This window comes from Rhizobium sp. CCGE531 (assembly GCF_003627795.1).
In the GTDB taxonomy this organism is placed as follows: Bacteria; Pseudomonadota; Alphaproteobacteria; order Rhizobiales; family Rhizobiaceae; genus Rhizobium.
Genome location: NZ_CP032684.1, coordinates 2,068,215 through 2,081,707, shown reverse-complemented (window position 1 = coordinate 2,081,707; position 13,493 = coordinate 2,068,215). Strand labels below are relative to the sequence as shown.

12 protein-coding genes are annotated in these 13,493 nt (G+C 61.4%); 9 read left to right on the top strand and 3 right to left on the bottom strand.

All coding sequences use genetic code 11. The annotated features are described in order from the left end of the window. Positions 1-135: 135 nt before the first annotated feature. The gene (gene parE / locus CCGE531_RS10110) at positions 136-2,193 is read right to left on the bottom strand and encodes a DNA topoisomerase IV subunit B (RefSeq protein WP_120664035.1); all 2,058 of its coding nucleotides are present in this window, start codon (positions 2,191-2,193) and stop codon (positions 136-138) included. 206 nt (positions 2,194-2,399) lie between these two features. Here parE and CCGE531_RS10105 point away from each other — a divergent pair, with 206 nt between their 5' ends. From CCGE531_RS10105 to CCGE531_RS10090, 4 genes are all read left to right on the top strand, one after another. After that, entirely contained in the window at positions 2,400-3,296 is an 897-nt protein-coding gene (locus CCGE531_RS10105) for an alpha/beta hydrolase (protein ID WP_120664034.1), read from the top strand. A gap of 139 nt (positions 3,297-3,435) precedes the next feature. Then, positions 3,436-4,206 (top strand): triose-phosphate isomerase, encoded by a 771-nt coding sequence (gene tpiA, locus CCGE531_RS10100; RefSeq protein ID WP_120664033.1) that lies wholly within the window; start codon positions 3,436-3,438, stop codon positions 4,204-4,206. Between the two features lie 114 nt (positions 4,207-4,320). Next, entirely contained in the window at positions 4,321-4,851 is a 531-nt protein-coding gene (gene secG / locus CCGE531_RS10095) for a preprotein translocase subunit SecG (RefSeq protein ID WP_120664032.1), read from the top strand. Positions 4,852-4,994: 143 nt separating this feature from the next. Continuing rightward, a complete protein-coding gene (locus CCGE531_RS10090) occupies positions 4,995-6,623 on the top strand; it encodes a CTP synthase (protein WP_120664031.1) in 1,629 nt (542 codons plus the stop codon). Here the strand turns inward: CCGE531_RS10090 and ftrA are convergent. Next, positions 6,586-7,623, bottom strand: coding sequence for a transcriptional regulator FtrA (gene ftrA, locus CCGE531_RS10085; RefSeq protein ID WP_120664030.1), 1,038 nt, complete (start codon positions 7,621-7,623; stop codon positions 6,586-6,588). The two genes, CCGE531_RS10090 and ftrA, sit on opposite strands and share 38 nt — an antisense overlap. 64 nt (positions 7,624-7,687) lie before the next feature. Here ftrA and CCGE531_RS10080 point away from each other — a divergent pair, with 64 nt between their 5' ends. The 4 genes from CCGE531_RS10080 (at position 7,688) to CCGE531_RS10065 (ending at position 11,765) form a co-directional block, all read left to right on the top strand. Beyond that, a complete protein-coding gene (locus CCGE531_RS10080) occupies positions 7,688-8,080 on the top strand; it encodes a rhodanese-like domain-containing protein (protein WP_120664029.1) in 393 nt (130 codons plus the stop codon). Positions 8,081-8,221: 141 nt separating this feature from the next. After that, positions 8,222-9,271 (top strand): HoxN/HupN/NixA family nickel/cobalt transporter, encoded by a 1,050-nt coding sequence (locus CCGE531_RS10075; protein ID WP_120664028.1) that lies wholly within the window; start codon positions 8,222-8,224, stop codon positions 9,269-9,271. 88 nt (positions 9,272-9,359) lie between these two features. Beyond that, positions 9,360-9,893, top strand: coding sequence for a FecR domain-containing protein (locus CCGE531_RS10070; RefSeq protein WP_120664027.1), 534 nt, complete (start codon positions 9,360-9,362; stop codon positions 9,891-9,893). Positions 9,894-9,905: 12 nt separating this feature from the next. Further along, on the top strand, positions 9,906-11,765 hold the full coding sequence (locus CCGE531_RS10065; protein ID WP_120664026.1) for an adenylate/guanylate cyclase domain-containing protein: 1,860 nt from the start codon (positions 9,906-9,908) through the stop codon (positions 11,763-11,765). A gap of 128 nt (positions 11,766-11,893) precedes the next feature. On the opposite strand, the gene CCGE531_RS10060 is transcribed toward CCGE531_RS10065, so the two are convergent. Next, positions 11,894-12,493, bottom strand: a complete 600-nt coding sequence (locus tag CCGE531_RS10060; RefSeq protein WP_120664025.1) for a LysE family translocator — start codon at positions 12,491-12,493, stop codon at positions 11,894-11,896. Between the two features lie 100 nt (positions 12,494-12,593). On the opposite strand from CCGE531_RS10060, the gene CCGE531_RS10055 reads away from it, so the two are divergent. Continuing rightward, positions 12,594-13,469 carry a LysR family transcriptional regulator gene (locus CCGE531_RS10055; protein ID WP_120666687.1) on the top strand — a complete coding sequence of 292 codons (876 nt, stop codon included), beginning with the start codon at positions 12,594-12,596 and terminating at the stop codon, positions 13,467-13,469. Positions 13,470-13,493: the final 24 nt, after the last annotated feature.

Sequence of the window (13,493 nt, the reverse complement as noted above, 5' to 3'; positions counted from 1 at the left end):
AATGATGAAATGGCGGCATTCGAGCAATGCCGCCATCTACACATCCACTCATGACGTCTTCGTAACGGATATCAGACAATCCGGTAAAAATGTCGCGAAGCCCGTTCGTCGCGGCAACCGACGATTGGTCTACCGTCAGATATCCAGAGCCTCGGCAAAAGCCGCCCGTTCCTGAATGAAGCGGAAGCGCGCCTCGGCCTTGGTGCCCATCAGATTATCGACGGCATCGCGCGTGCCTTCGAAATCCACCTCGTCGATCTCGACGCGCAGCAAGGTGCGCTTGGACGGGTCCATCGTCGTTTCCTTGAGCTGGGCCGGCAGCATTTCGCCCAGGCCTTTGAAGCGGCTGATCTCGACCTTGCCTCTGCCCTTGAATTCCGTCTCCATCAGCTCGAGACGATGGGCGTCGTCGCGGGCGTAGATGGATTTCGAACCCTGCGTGATCTTGTAGAGCGGCGGCACGGCCAGGAAGAGATGGCCCTGACGGATCAGCTCCGGCATCTCCTGATAGAAGAAGGTGATCAGCAGCGAGGCAATGTGGGCGCCGTCGACGTCGGCATCGGTCATCACGACGATGCGGTGATAGCGAAGATCTTCTTCCCGATATTTCGAGCGCGTGCCGCAGCCGAGCGCCTGGACGAGGTCGGTGATCTGCTGGTTGGCGGACAGCTTTTCGCGCCCCGCGCTGGCAACGTTGAGGATCTTGCCGCGCAGCGGCAGGATCGCCTGATTCATGCGGTTTCGCGCCTGCTTGGCCGAGCCACCTGCCGAATCGCCCTCGACGAGAAAGAGTTCGGCGCCAGCGGCGGCGCTTTGCGAGCAATCCGCCAGCTTGCCGGGCAGGCGCAGCTTGCGCACGGCGGTCTTGCGGTTAACTTCCTTTTCCTTGCGGCGGCGCATGCGCTCTTCCGAGCGCTCGATCACCCATTCCAGCAGTTTTTCGGCTTCGCCCGGATTGTCGGTGAGATAGTGATCGAAGGGATCGCGCAGGGCGTTTTCGACAATGCGCTGCGCTTCGACCGTCGCAAGCCTGTCCTTCGTCTGGCCGACGAACTCCGGTTCGCGGATGAAGATCGACAGCATGCCGACGCCCGAAATCATCACGTCGTCGGTCGTGATATTGGCCGCGCGCTTGTTCTGGGTGAGGTCGGCGTAGTTCTTCAGTCCCTTGGTGAGGGCGATGCGGAAGCCGGCTTCGTGCGTGCCGCCTTCAGGCGTCGGAATCGTGTTGCAGTAGGAGTGGACCTGCGGGTCGCCGCCATACCAGGTGATCGCCCATTCGAGCGAACCGTGGCCGCTTTCCTTCTCCGACTTGCCGGCGAATATCTCGCGGGTGACGGTGAACTCGTTGCCCATCGTCGCCTTGAGGTAGTCCTTCAGGCCGCCCGGAAAGTGGAAGACCGCCTTTTCCGGAACGTCGGCGCCTTCGGGCGCCAGCTCCGGATCGCAAGCCCAGCGGATCTCGACGCCGCCGAACAGATAGGCCTTCGAACGGGCCATGCGGAACACGCGGGCCGGATCGAAGCGGGCGTGATCGCCGAAGATCTGCGGATCTGGATGGAAGCGGACACGCGTGCCGCGCCGGTTATGCACATCGCCCAGCTCTTCGAGGCCGCCGACCGGCAGGCCGCGCGAAAATCGCTGGCGATAGAGCTTGCGGTTGCGGGCAACCTCGACCTCCAGATCATCCGACAGCGCATTGACGACGGAAACGCCGACGCCGTGCAGACCGCCCGACGTCTCGTAGGCCTTGCCGTCGAACTTGCCGCCGGCGTGCAGCTTGGTCATGATGACTTCGAGCGTCGACTTGCCGGGCACTTGCGGATGGTTTTCCACAGGAATGCCGCGACCATTGTCCGTGACGGTCAGATATCCCTGCCGATCGAGGTAGACCTCGATGAAATTGGCGTGACCGGCCACGGCTTCGTCCATGGCGTTATCGATGACTTCGGCGAAAAGGTGATGCAACGCCTTTTCGTCCGTGCCGCCGATATACATGCCGGGACGCATGCGGACCGGTTCGAGTCCTTCCAGAACGCGGATGGAGCTTGCGCCATATTCTTCCGCGGAAGAGGTCGCCGGTGCTGCGCGCTGCGCCGGTGCGGGCTTTTCAACCTTCACGTCAGGCTTTTCCGCTGCCTCCGGCTTCGGGGAACGGGGTAGTCCGGAGAAGAGATCGTTGCTGTTATCCATAGAACTTCAAGCTGCTCAGATTTGTTCTGGTGGGGCCAGACCCCTTTTATTATCGCATTTGTCGCCGGTATTCGCGAATCACGGTGATTCTGCCAGAAACGGCACACAAGAGCGATGGCGCCCCACGACGGGGCCGATTTATAAAGAGATTTGCGTCGGCGGGTGACGAATGGCAAGCCCGATGGCCGATCGGAGGAAGTATCCGCATGCCAATGTCCACAGTTCATTTGCCTGTCTTGTCCGTAGTTTCGGGCATTCTGCTTCTGGCGGCCGCCCAAGGCGCCTCTGCCGACATGCTGAAGCCCTTCAAGGATGAGCTGTTTTCCAACCAGACCGTCATCGAGAACCACGACAATGGCGCTTTCCAGACGATCGATTACCAGGAAGTGCGTGATATCAACGGCCGCGACCAAATCCCGGAAAAGCGCGTCAAGCCGCCCTACATCGACACGGGCGTGCGCTGGAAAGCGCAGGAAGACGAGACCTTGCAGCTCGGTGACCGCAAGGTCGACGTCACCCGTATAGGTCCGGCTTCGAAACAGGCCTTTACCGTCATCTTCATCCACGGCCGCGGCGGCGACCGCCGGCTCGGCTCCAACGATTATACGTTCGGCGGCAATTTCAACCGGCTGAAAAACCTCGCCTACCGCAATGGCGGCACCTATTATGCGCCAAGCGTCAAAGGTTTCGACAGCAACGGGGTCGCCGACATCGCCGCGCTGATCCGCTATTCCTACGAACAGTCGGCCGGCAAGCCCGTCATCCTCACCTGCGCCTCCATGGGCAGCTTCATCTGCTGGGGCATCACCCGCGATGCCGAAAGCGTCAAGCGCCTGAAGGGCATGGCGATCCTGAGCGGGGTCACCGATCCGGATTTCACCAAGAGCGCCTTCTACAAGGCAAGGCTGCCGCTCTGGTTCACGCATGGCAGCAAGGACCCGGTCTATGCCGCGGCGGACCAGCAGGCACTGTTCGAGAAACTCTACAAGGCGCATTACCCGACGCGCTTCACACTTTTCGAAACCGGCAACCATGGAACACCCGTGCGCATGACCGATTGGCGCAAGGTGCTCAACTGGATCGCCGATCCGCAGGCGTCGTAAAACGCTCCGGCAATTCGAATTATTTTCCGGGTAAGCATTTTTTCAAACGATTTGAACTGGTTTCGACCACATTCGATAACTTTCCTTTCCTCCTCCTTTTTGTTAGTCCGACTGATGGAATAAGGGGGAGACAACCGGAATGACGAAGACCATGCGGCCGCTTCTGGCCGGAAACTGGAAGATGAACGGGACGCGCGCGAGCCTGGACCAGATCAAGGCGATCGCGGATGGCGTCAAGGCGCCGTTGTCTGAGAAAATCGATACGCTGCTCTGCCCCCCGGCCACATTGCTCTATGTCGCGACCGCACTTTGCGACGACAGTCCGCTTGCGATCGGCGCCCAGGATTGCCATCAACAGGTCAGCGGTGCCCATACCGGCGATATTTCCGCCGAGATGATTGCGGACTGCTTCGGCACCCATGTCATCGTCGGTCATTCCGAACGCCGCAGGAACCACGCGGAAAGCGACATGCTGGTGCGGGCCAAGGCCCAGGCGGCGCACGATGCGGGGCTCATCGCCATCATCTGCATCGGCGAGACCGCCTATGAGCGCAACAGCGGTCAGACGCTCGATGTGCTGAAGCGGGAACTCATCGGCTCCATTCCGGATGGCTCTACGGCGGGGACGACGGTCATCGCCTATGAGCCGGTCTGGGCGATCGGTACCGGCGTGGTGCCGACCCGCGAAAACGTGGAGGAGGCGCATGCCTTCATCCGTATCGAACTCATCGAGCGCTTCGGCAGGGAAGGGGCGAACATGCGAATCCTCTATGGCGGATCGGTCAGCGGCGCCAATGCGCGCGACCTTCTGGACATTCCCCATGTCAACGGCGTCCTTGTCGGCGGGCAGAGCTTGAAAGCGGTCGACTTCCTCGCCATTTATGCCGCATTCGAACGGCAGCTCGCCTGAAGCAACAACTTGCCTGGTATTCCAGCCTTAAAGGGGCTTGGAATAGGCGAGAGCCTCATGTAAAGAGCCGCGAGCTTTTCTTTTTGATGCCCGCCAGCGGGCAGGACTGGATCCATGCAAACCGTACTGCTTGTTATCTATCTCATGATCGTCGTCGCCCTTATTGGCGTTGTGCTGATTCAGCGCTCCGAAGGTGGCGGCCTCGGCATCGGCGGCGGATCGGGCTTCATGTCTGCACGCGGTACGGCCAACGCGCTGACGCGCACCACGGCCATTCTGGCAGCGCTGTTCTTCGCGCTCGCGCTCGGCATGAACGTGCTTTCGCGTTTCGAAGCTCGCCCGACCGACATTCTCAACCGTATCCCGGGCACGGCGGGTCAGGGCAACGGCATTCTCGATTCGCTCGGCGGCCAGAAAAGCCCGGCGCCGGCAACCACCCAGCCGAAGCCGGCCGACAATAGCGGCGTTCCGAACAGCGGCGCCGTCGCTCCGCAGTCGCAAGCGACGCCGCCTGCAACGACGAACCAGCCCGCCGCTACGGCGCCTGCACAGCAGGAGACTCCGGCCGCAACCGGTCAGCAGACCGCGCCGGCGACGACAACTCCTGCGCCGGCCGAAAACGGCGGCGTGCCGACCGGTAAGTAATTCCGGTCGCCGAAGATCATCCCCGGCAGGTCCTTGGATCTGCCGGTTTTGTTTTGTCCATATTCCGCGTTCTGTAGCCAAAATTCCGGAAACGAATTTTAGGGCTAGCGGAATCATTTGTGAAAAGGTATCCGGTGACTCCCATGGCGCGATATGTATTCATCACTGGCGGCGTGGTTTCTTCCCTCGGAAAAGGAATTGCGGCCGCGGCTCTCGGAGCGTTGTTGCAGGCTCGTGGTTATCGAGTCCGCCTGCGCAAACTCGACCCCTATCTGAACGTGGACCCGGGCACGATGAGCCCGACCCAGCACGGCGAGGTCTTCGTCACCGACGACGGTGCGGAAACCGACCTCGATCTCGGCCACTACGAGCGCTTCACCGGCCGCTCGGCCACCAAGACCGATAACATCACCACCGGTCGCATCTACAAGAACATCATCGACAAGGAACGCCGCGGCGACTATCTGGGCGCCACCGTCCAGGTCATTCCGCACGTCACCAACGAGATCAAGGATTTCGTTATCGAGGGCAATGACGATTATGATTTCGTCATCTGCGAGATCGGCGGCACCGTCGGCGATATCGAAGCCATGCCCTTCATGGAAGCGATCCGCCAGCTCGGCAACGACCTGCCGCGCGGCACGGCGATCTATGTCCACCTGACGCTGATGCCTTACATTCCGGCCGCCGGCGAGCTGAAGACCAAGCCGACGCAGCATTCCGTCAAGGAACTGCAGGCTCTCGGCATTCACCCGGACATCCTGCTCGTGCGCGCGGATCGCGAGATCCCGGAAGCCGAACGCCGCAAACTTTCGCTGTTCTGCAACGTCCGTCCTTCGGCCGTCATCCAGGCGCTCGACGTCGCCAACATCTACGACGTGCCGATGGCCTACCACAAGGAAGGCCTCGATAACGAAGTGCTTGATGCCTTCGGCATCGAGCCGGCGCCCAAGCCGCGTCTCGATCAGTGGGAAGAAGTCTGCAACCGCATCCGCACGCCGGAAGGCGAGGTGACCATTGCCATCGTCGGCAAGTATACCGGCCTCAAGGATGCCTATAAGTCGCTGATCGAGGCGCTTCATCACGGCGGCATCGCCAACCGGGTCAAGGTCAAGCTCGAATGGATCGAGTCGGAAGTCTTCGAAAAGGAAGATCCGGCGCCTTATCTCGAAAAGGTTCATGGCATTCTCGTGCCGGGCGGCTTCGGCGAGCGCGGTTCGGAAGGCAAGATCCTGGCTGCCCGCTTCGCACGCGAGCGCAAGGTGCCGTATTTCGGCATCTGCTTCGGCATGCAGATGGCTGTCATTGAAGCGGCCCGCAATCTGGCCGGTGTCGAACATGCCTCGTCGACCGAGTTCGGACCGACGCCGGAACCGGTCGTCGGCCTGATGACCGAATGGCTGAAGGGCAATGAGCTACAGAAGCGCACAAAATCCGGCGATCTCGGCGGCACCATGCGTCTCGGCGCCTACAAGGCGGCGCTGAAGAAGGGCACGAAGATTTCCGAAATCTATGGTTCCACCGATATTTCGGAGCGCCATCGTCACCGCTACGAGGTCAATGTCGACTACAAGGACCGGCTGGAAGATTGCGGCCTGACCTTCTCCGGCATGTCACCGGATGGCGTCCTGCCTGAGACGGTCGAATATGCGGATCATCCGTGGTTCATCGGCGTCCAGTATCATCCCGAGCTGAAGTCGCGGCCGCTGGAACCGCATCCGCTGTTCTCCAGCTTCATCGAAGCCGCAACGGAACAGAGCCGTCTGGTGTAAGAGCGGCGAACCGCTTGCGGTAGTCGCTCGGACTGACCGCAAGCCTCTCCCGAAAATGATGGCGCATGGTGGCGAGCGATCCAAATCCGCTTGCCACCGCCACATCGTCCAACGAGATGGCTGTTTGTTTTTCGAGCAGATCGCGGGCGCGCCGCAGCCGCTCGCTGAGTAGCCATTCTCCCGGCGCCATGCCGGTGGTCGCCTCGAAGCGGCGCTGGAAGGTCCGCACACTCATGCCGGCCCGCGCCGCAAGCGCAGCAATGGGCTGATCCTCCTGCACGTGCTCGCGCATCCATTCGAGCAAGGGACCCAAGCGTGCTCCCTCTCGCTGTCGCAGAACCGGGGTCTCGATATACTGCGCCTGGCCGCCTTCGCGGTGAGGCGGCACCACGAGACGGCGGGCGACGCTGTTGGCAGCGTCCGGCCCGAAATCCCGCCGCACGACATGCAGGCAGAGATCGATGGCGGCGGCACTGCCGGCGGCTGTCAGCACGTTGTCTTCCTCGACATAGAGCACATCGGCATCGACTGATATATCCGGGTAACGCGCGGCGATGGAATCGACGTAGCGCCAATGCGTGGTCGCCTTTCGGCCAGCGAGCAATCCGGCGGCGGCGAGGACCGCGACGCCGGAACATAGCGACATGACGCGCACGCCACGGCGGCTGGCCGCTTGCAGCTCGGCAACCAAGGGGGCGGGGACAGGCGTCCCGATCCCGCGCCAGCCGGGGACGACGATCAGATCGGCATCGGCAATGACCTCGAGCCCATAATCAACCTGTACCGTGAGCCCGCCGGCGGCGCGAAGCGGGCCGTCCTCGATCGCGCAGGCGGAAAAGCGATACCAATTATCGCCCATCTCCGGCCGCGGCAGGCCGAAGATTTCATAGGCGACGCCGAATTCGAAGGTGCACAGCCCGTCATAGACGAGGGTGACGACATGCGGGCCGAGAAGATTTGGGCTATCGGAGTTTGGCATGATGTTGACGTTATATGGCATTTCGGCCAATTTCAACTCCGGGATCGCTCGGGCATGAATGCACCGAACCAAGAAGGAGCGTTCCATGTCCCTAATCAGTGAAATCCCCGCAGCCGCCTCGAACCTCGTTGCGGAACACTATGCCCGTAGACTCGCTTTCGAGACCGATTGCTCAGACGTGCGCCAGGCCATGACATCAGGCAATGTGGATTTCGTGCTGATCGATGTTCGCGGTCCGGCCCTGTTCCAGGAGCAGCATATTCCCGGCGCGATCAACCTGCCGCACGGCAAGATGACCGCGCGGAAGATGGCGGAATGGCCTGAGGATACGCTATTCGTCGTTTATTGCGCCGGGCCGCATTGCAACGGCACTGACAAGGCGGCTTGGCGGCTGGGCTCGCTCGGCAAGCGCGTGAAGGTCATGATCGGCGGCATGACCGGCTGGGCCGATGAGGGCCACCCTTTCGAAAGAGGCTAATCAGGCATGGAGCTGACCCGGCCATGCCGGGTTTGCTCATTTTTATGACACTGCGAAAAATTTCGGCACCTACGTCATTTGACTGTCGCGCCGCTTTCGTTTCCGTGGCACTTTGCCAGTAAGCATAACGGGAACAAAAGTATGATCCTCAATCCATTTGACGATCGCGCGGAAAGGCCGAAGGCCAAGATCGCCGTCACCTTCGCATTGCTGATAGCATTCAACATTGCCGCATGGATCTGGGCCTGGGTCGCCTTCGCCGACAAGCCGTCGCTGCTGGGCATTGCGCTTCTTGCCTACATGTTCGGGCTTCGCCACGCCTTCGATGCCGATCACATCGCCGCGATCGATAACGTCGTGCGCAAGCTCATTCAGGAAAAGAAGCAACCCTATGCGGTCGGCTTCTTCTTCTCGCTCGGCCATTCCTCGATCGTGGTGATCGCCTCGATCCTGATTGCGGCGACTGCGGCCGCCATGCAGAGCCAGCTCGATTCCTTCCACGACATCGGCGGCGTCATCGGCACGACGGTATCGGCCGTCTTCCTGCTGCTGATCGGCGTTGCCAATCTCTTTGTCCTCAGGGGCGTATGGTCCGCCTTCAGGCGGGCGCAGCGGGGCGAGAGGATCGCGGACGAAGATCTGGATACGCTGCTTGCCGGCGGCGGTTTTCTGGCGCGCATCTTCCGGCCGATGTTCAAGGTGGTTACCCGCTCGTGGCACATGTATCCGATCGGCTTTCTCTTCGGCCTCGGCTTCGATACCGCGACGGAAATCGGGCTTCTCGGCATTTCCGCAGCTCAAGCCGCGCAGGGCATGTCCTTCTGGACCATCCTCGTCTTCCCGGCACTCTTCACCGCCGGCATGTCGCTGATGGATACGCTCGACAGCACGCTCATGACCGGCGCCTATGGCTGGGCCTTCGTCAAGCCGGTGCGCAAGCTCTGGTACAATCTGACGATCACGGCCGCTTCCGTTGTCGTCGCCATCTTTATCGGCGGCATCGAGGCGCTGGGGCTGATCTCCGACAAGCTCGGTCTTGAAGGCGGTTTCTGGAGTTTCATCGGCGAGCTTAACGACAATCTTGCCAATTTCGGCTTCGCCGTCGTCGGCATTTTCCTGCTGAGCTGGCTGATTTCAACCGTGCTCTACAAAGCCAGAGGCTACGACAACTTGCAGATCAATCGCTCATGACGCATCATCGCCCGCAGGGATCGAGCATGCCGTGACTGGAAATCGCCGTCCGCGGCTCCAGTTATCTATGCGATGAGGGGTCACAATCATGATCTATGCAAGCAATATTCGCAGCCTGGCGCTGGCGGCAGGTACCCTGTGTATCATCAGCGCCGGCACCGCTTCCGCGCAAACCTTTGCGAATTGTCCGTTGCGGCCCGCTGTCAGCGCCGAACGCCAGACGTTGAATTGCGAAGCTGGACTTAGCATCACCGTCGAGCGCGGCGCGCACTACCGGCTTGCGGACCGGAACCGTGATGGCCGCGTGGATGCCCTGGTGCTCGACAGCAAGGCAGCGTTGATCGATGTGGATGCCGGTCGCGTTCCGGGCGGATTCGAAGTGGTGACGCCACAGGCAATCGCCGCCGTGCGCGGCACGCGATGGGCGGTCGACGTGAAGCGAGCCAATACATCCGTGCTTGTCTTGCGCGGCCGGGTCGCGGTCAACAAGGTATCGACCGGGCAGGGGGTTACGCTGGGGCGAGGGCAAGGCGTCGATGCCGACCGCAGCCGCTCCCCATTGCATGTCACCCAATGGGGACAGCCGCGCATAAACGCTTTGATGGCTCGCCTCGGCCAGTGAGATCGCGACGCCATGCGCAGACCACCGGTGCAGACGCTGATTGCGCTTCTCTTGACTGCCGTCTGGGGATTGGGCCTTGGCATCGCGCATCTGCACGGTGACATTCCCTTTGTCGACAACGCCGAAGCGACGCTGACGAACCTCCGCAATACACTCGGCGGCAGCCACCAACCACCCGATCTCGTCACCATCGTTGCCATAGACGACGATACGTCGCGTGTGGCGGGGCACTATCCCTTGCCACGGACCACGCTCGCCAAGATCATCGATGCCATCGGCGCGTTGGGGCCGAAAGCCATCGCGCTCGATCTGCTTCTGGTCGATCCCGGCGACGAGGCGGGCGATTCCGCATTGGAGCAATCGCTGAAGCGAACGAAAGTCGTGCTGGCCGCGGCCGGCATCTTTCCCGAAAGCCGACAGCGCGTCGTTGACGACAGCAAGGAACCTCTCGCCCGCGTGCCCAGCGCGCTGCAATTCCTCGAACCGCAACAGCGATTCGCCGACGCCGCAAGCTATGGTGTCGTCAATGTGCAGACCGACAAGGCGGGAACGCCGCGTTTCGTTCCGATGCTGTTTCGCAGCGGCGAGCGGATCGAGCCATCCTTTTCGCTGCGCGTCGTTTCCGCCGCAACCGATGAGCAGACAACCGTCATCTCCGATCGTATCAAGATCGGTGACCGGTCCATCCAGACCGATACCGGCTATCTCTTGCCGCTCTCGTTCTACGGTCCGCGCGGCACGATCCGCACCATCAGCGCCAGCGCGGCGCTTAACGGGCAATTGCCGGAAGCTGCGATCAGGGATCATGTCGTCGTCATCGGCGCAACCGTTACCGGCGGCGGCGATGTCTTTCCAACGCCCTTCGATCCCGTCCTGCCGGGTGTCGAGGTTATCTCCACTTCGATCACGCATCTGATTGCCGGAGACGGCCTGGTACGCGACCGCAACATTCGGTTCATCGACCTCTATTTCGCCATCGGCTTACCGCTGCTCGTGGTCGGCCTTCTCTCCTGGCAGCGCAGCACCATCGGCCTGATAACAGCTCTCGGCGCCGTGCTTATCTGGTTCGCGGTCAATCTCAGCGCCTTCAAGCATGGGATCTGGCTGAGTGCCGCCCTGCCGATTGCCGCGAGCGTACCTCCGGCGCTGCTGTTTGGCGCGGCGCAGCTCTGGTTCGACCGCAGGCGGGCCACGCGCTTCGCCGAGCAAAGTGAGCTCCTGCAGCGCATCGAGGCGCCCGGTCTTGCCGAACATCTTGCGCGTGATCCCGATTTCCTCGCAAGCCCGGTGCATCAGCAAGCTGCCGTCGTCTTCATCGATATCAACGGTTTCACGGGTCTCAGCGAAACGATCGGCCCGGCTGCCGTGCGGGAACTGCTGAACGGCTTCTATAACCTCGTCGACGAGGAGGTGACTGCATGCGGCGGCGCCATCACCAGCTTCATGGGGGATGGAGCGATGATCCTTTTCGGCCTGCCGCAGCCGAAACCGAGCGACCCCGCCGATGCGGCGCGCTGTTGCATTCGTCTAGCCGGGCGGATGCGAGGCTGGCTCTCGGCTCTGCCGGAGACGGTCGCGTCACGCATCGGCTTCAAGATCGGCGCGCATTTCGGCACCATCGTCGCCTCGAGGCTCGGCGGTGGCGGGCGCCAGCAGATCACGGCAACCGGCGACACGGTCAACGTCGCCAGCCGTCTGATGGAGGTCGCCGCCAGCAAGCGCGCCGAGATCGCCGTCAGCGACGAGCTGTTGCTCTCCGCCGGTCGGGACAGCACTCCCTTCAGGGAAGGGAGCCTCGACGGCCCGATCCAAACAAGCTTGCGTGGCCGCGCCGGGACATTGACCATATGGCTCTGGCGCAGCCGAACGTGATTAATGCCGATCTGCGTGTTAGAGCGGTTCAGCTTTTCACGGAATATCTGAACCGCTCTATTTTTTTGTTTTCCCGCAATTCCGGACGGAAAACCCGCTGCGCACTTTTCCTGGAATTGCTTTAGCTTTCATTCACGCCACATCGGAATGATCGAAATCACCAGGAGGCAGGCGAGGGAGACATTGACGGCGCGCCACTGCCATGCCGTTTTCAATAGGCGCCCGAGCATTTGTCCGAGAATGCACCAGACGGTAAGCGAGAAGGCAGCGACCAGGCAGAAGGTCGCGCCGAGCAGGGTCGCTAGTTTGACGGGGTTTTCCGCCAGCGCGGCGAAAGAAGCGGCAGCGCCCATGGTCATCGCCCAGCCCTTCGGATTGTGCCAGAGCATCCAGAGACCGGCGATAAACCCGGTAGGCCTCGCCATCTGGCCTGACATGCTCGGCGGGCCGCTCCCGCCGATCCGGATGGCAAGCCAGATCAGGTAGAGGGAACCGAACGTCTTCATGCCAATCTGCAGCATCGGCAGGGCCTGCAATACGCCGCCAAGCCCCGCGGCCGTCGCTCCAGCCATGGAGCCAAGGCCGACTGCGAAGCCGGCCATGACCGGTATCGACCGGCGAAAGCCGAAATGCGCGCCGGATGCGGTTGCGAGCGTCGTGGCACCTCCCGGCGTTATGGTCGAAACCAATGCGAAGAGGATCAGCGGCAACAGGGTTTCTACAGTCATCTCCAGCCTTTCTCGATTTTGAGAGGAGGGATAGAGAAACGGTCTTCATCAGCAAAACGAATATTGAAGGATCGCAGCATTAGCATTTATAATGCGAACCATGATCCGGAACTTCGATATAGCCCTTATCCGAACCTTTGCCGCCGTTGCCGACAAGGGCAGCATGACGATTGCCGCCAATGTGCTGCATATGACCCAGGGCGCCGTCAGCCAGCAGATCAAGCGGCTGGAGGAGATGCTTGATTGTACCCTATTCGAACGGGACAGGCGCGGATTGCGGCTGACGGAAGCGGGTGAACGATTGCTCGGCAATGCCCGCCGCCTGCTGGCGTTGAATGACCAGATCTGGGACGACATGACGGAGAGGAGCGTTCGCGGCAGTGTCCGGCTCGGCGTTCCCTACGATCTCGTGGGAGCAACACTGGCGCCCGTACTGAGGTCTTACGCCGAGCGTCATCCGCAAGTGGAGATTTCGCTGGTCTGCGCCTCGTCGCCGGAACTGCTGGAAGAACTGGGAAAAGGAACCGTCGACCTCTGTGTGGTAGAAGAACCGTTCGGCCCATCACAAGGCGAATGCCTCAGCGTCGAGCGGCTTGTCTGGGTAGGCGCGAGGGCGGGAAATGCCCATCGCAAGGTGCCTTTGCCGATCTCGATGGTGGCCGACACCTGCGCCTTTCGCCCATCGGTCTTTGCGGCCCTCGGCAATGACGGGCGTCGCTGGCGGACGGTCTTCGAGAACGGCAATATCGAGGCGACCACGGCGACGGTGCGTACGGATCTGGCTGTCACCGCGTGGCTAGCCTCCACCGTTCCGGCCGATCTCGATATCCTCACGGTCGAGCAAGGGCTGCCAGAACTGCCGGTCTTTGCGATCAACCTGCATTTGCCCAAGGGGAACGCAACGCCGCAGACGCTGGAGCTTGCCCGCTACATCCGCGAGGGCATGATGCGGCCGCGTCAATCAGCGGCCGCCTGAGCATTCATTGGAACCGCTAATTCT

Excerpts from the sequence above, each read along its gene's own strand:
- parE (WP_120664035.1), bottom strand. The coding sequence starts at position 2,193 with ATGGATAACAGCAACGATCTCTTCTCCGGACTACCCCGTTCCCCGAAG.
- CCGE531_RS10105 (WP_120664034.1), top strand. The coding sequence starts at position 2,400 with ATGCCAATGTCCACAGTTCATTTGCCTGTCTTGTCCGTAGTTTCGGGC.
- tpiA (WP_120664033.1), top strand. The coding sequence starts at position 3,436 with ATGACGAAGACCATGCGGCCGCTTCTGGCCGGAAACTGGAAGATGAAC.
- secG (WP_120664032.1), top strand. The coding sequence starts at position 4,321 with ATGCAAACCGTACTGCTTGTTATCTATCTCATGATCGTCGTCGCCCTT.
- CCGE531_RS10090 (WP_120664031.1), top strand. The coding sequence starts at position 4,995 with ATGGCGCGATATGTATTCATCACTGGCGGCGTGGTTTCTTCCCTCGGA.
- ftrA (WP_120664030.1), bottom strand. The coding sequence starts at position 7,623 with ATGCCATATAACGTCAACATCATGCCAAACTCCGATAGCCCAAATCTT.
- CCGE531_RS10080 (WP_120664029.1), top strand. The coding sequence starts at position 7,688 with ATGTCCCTAATCAGTGAAATCCCCGCAGCCGCCTCGAACCTCGTTGCG.
- CCGE531_RS10075 (WP_120664028.1), top strand. The coding sequence starts at position 8,222 with ATGATCCTCAATCCATTTGACGATCGCGCGGAAAGGCCGAAGGCCAAG.
- CCGE531_RS10070 (WP_120664027.1), top strand. The coding sequence starts at position 9,360 with ATGATCTATGCAAGCAATATTCGCAGCCTGGCGCTGGCGGCAGGTACC.
- CCGE531_RS10065 (WP_120664026.1), top strand. The coding sequence starts at position 9,906 with ATGCGCAGACCACCGGTGCAGACGCTGATTGCGCTTCTCTTGACTGCC.
- CCGE531_RS10060 (WP_120664025.1), bottom strand. The coding sequence starts at position 12,493 with ATGACTGTAGAAACCCTGTTGCCGCTGATCCTCTTCGCATTGGTTTCG.
- CCGE531_RS10055 (WP_120666687.1), top strand. The coding sequence starts at position 12,594 with ATGATCCGGAACTTCGATATAGCCCTTATCCGAACCTTTGCCGCCGTT.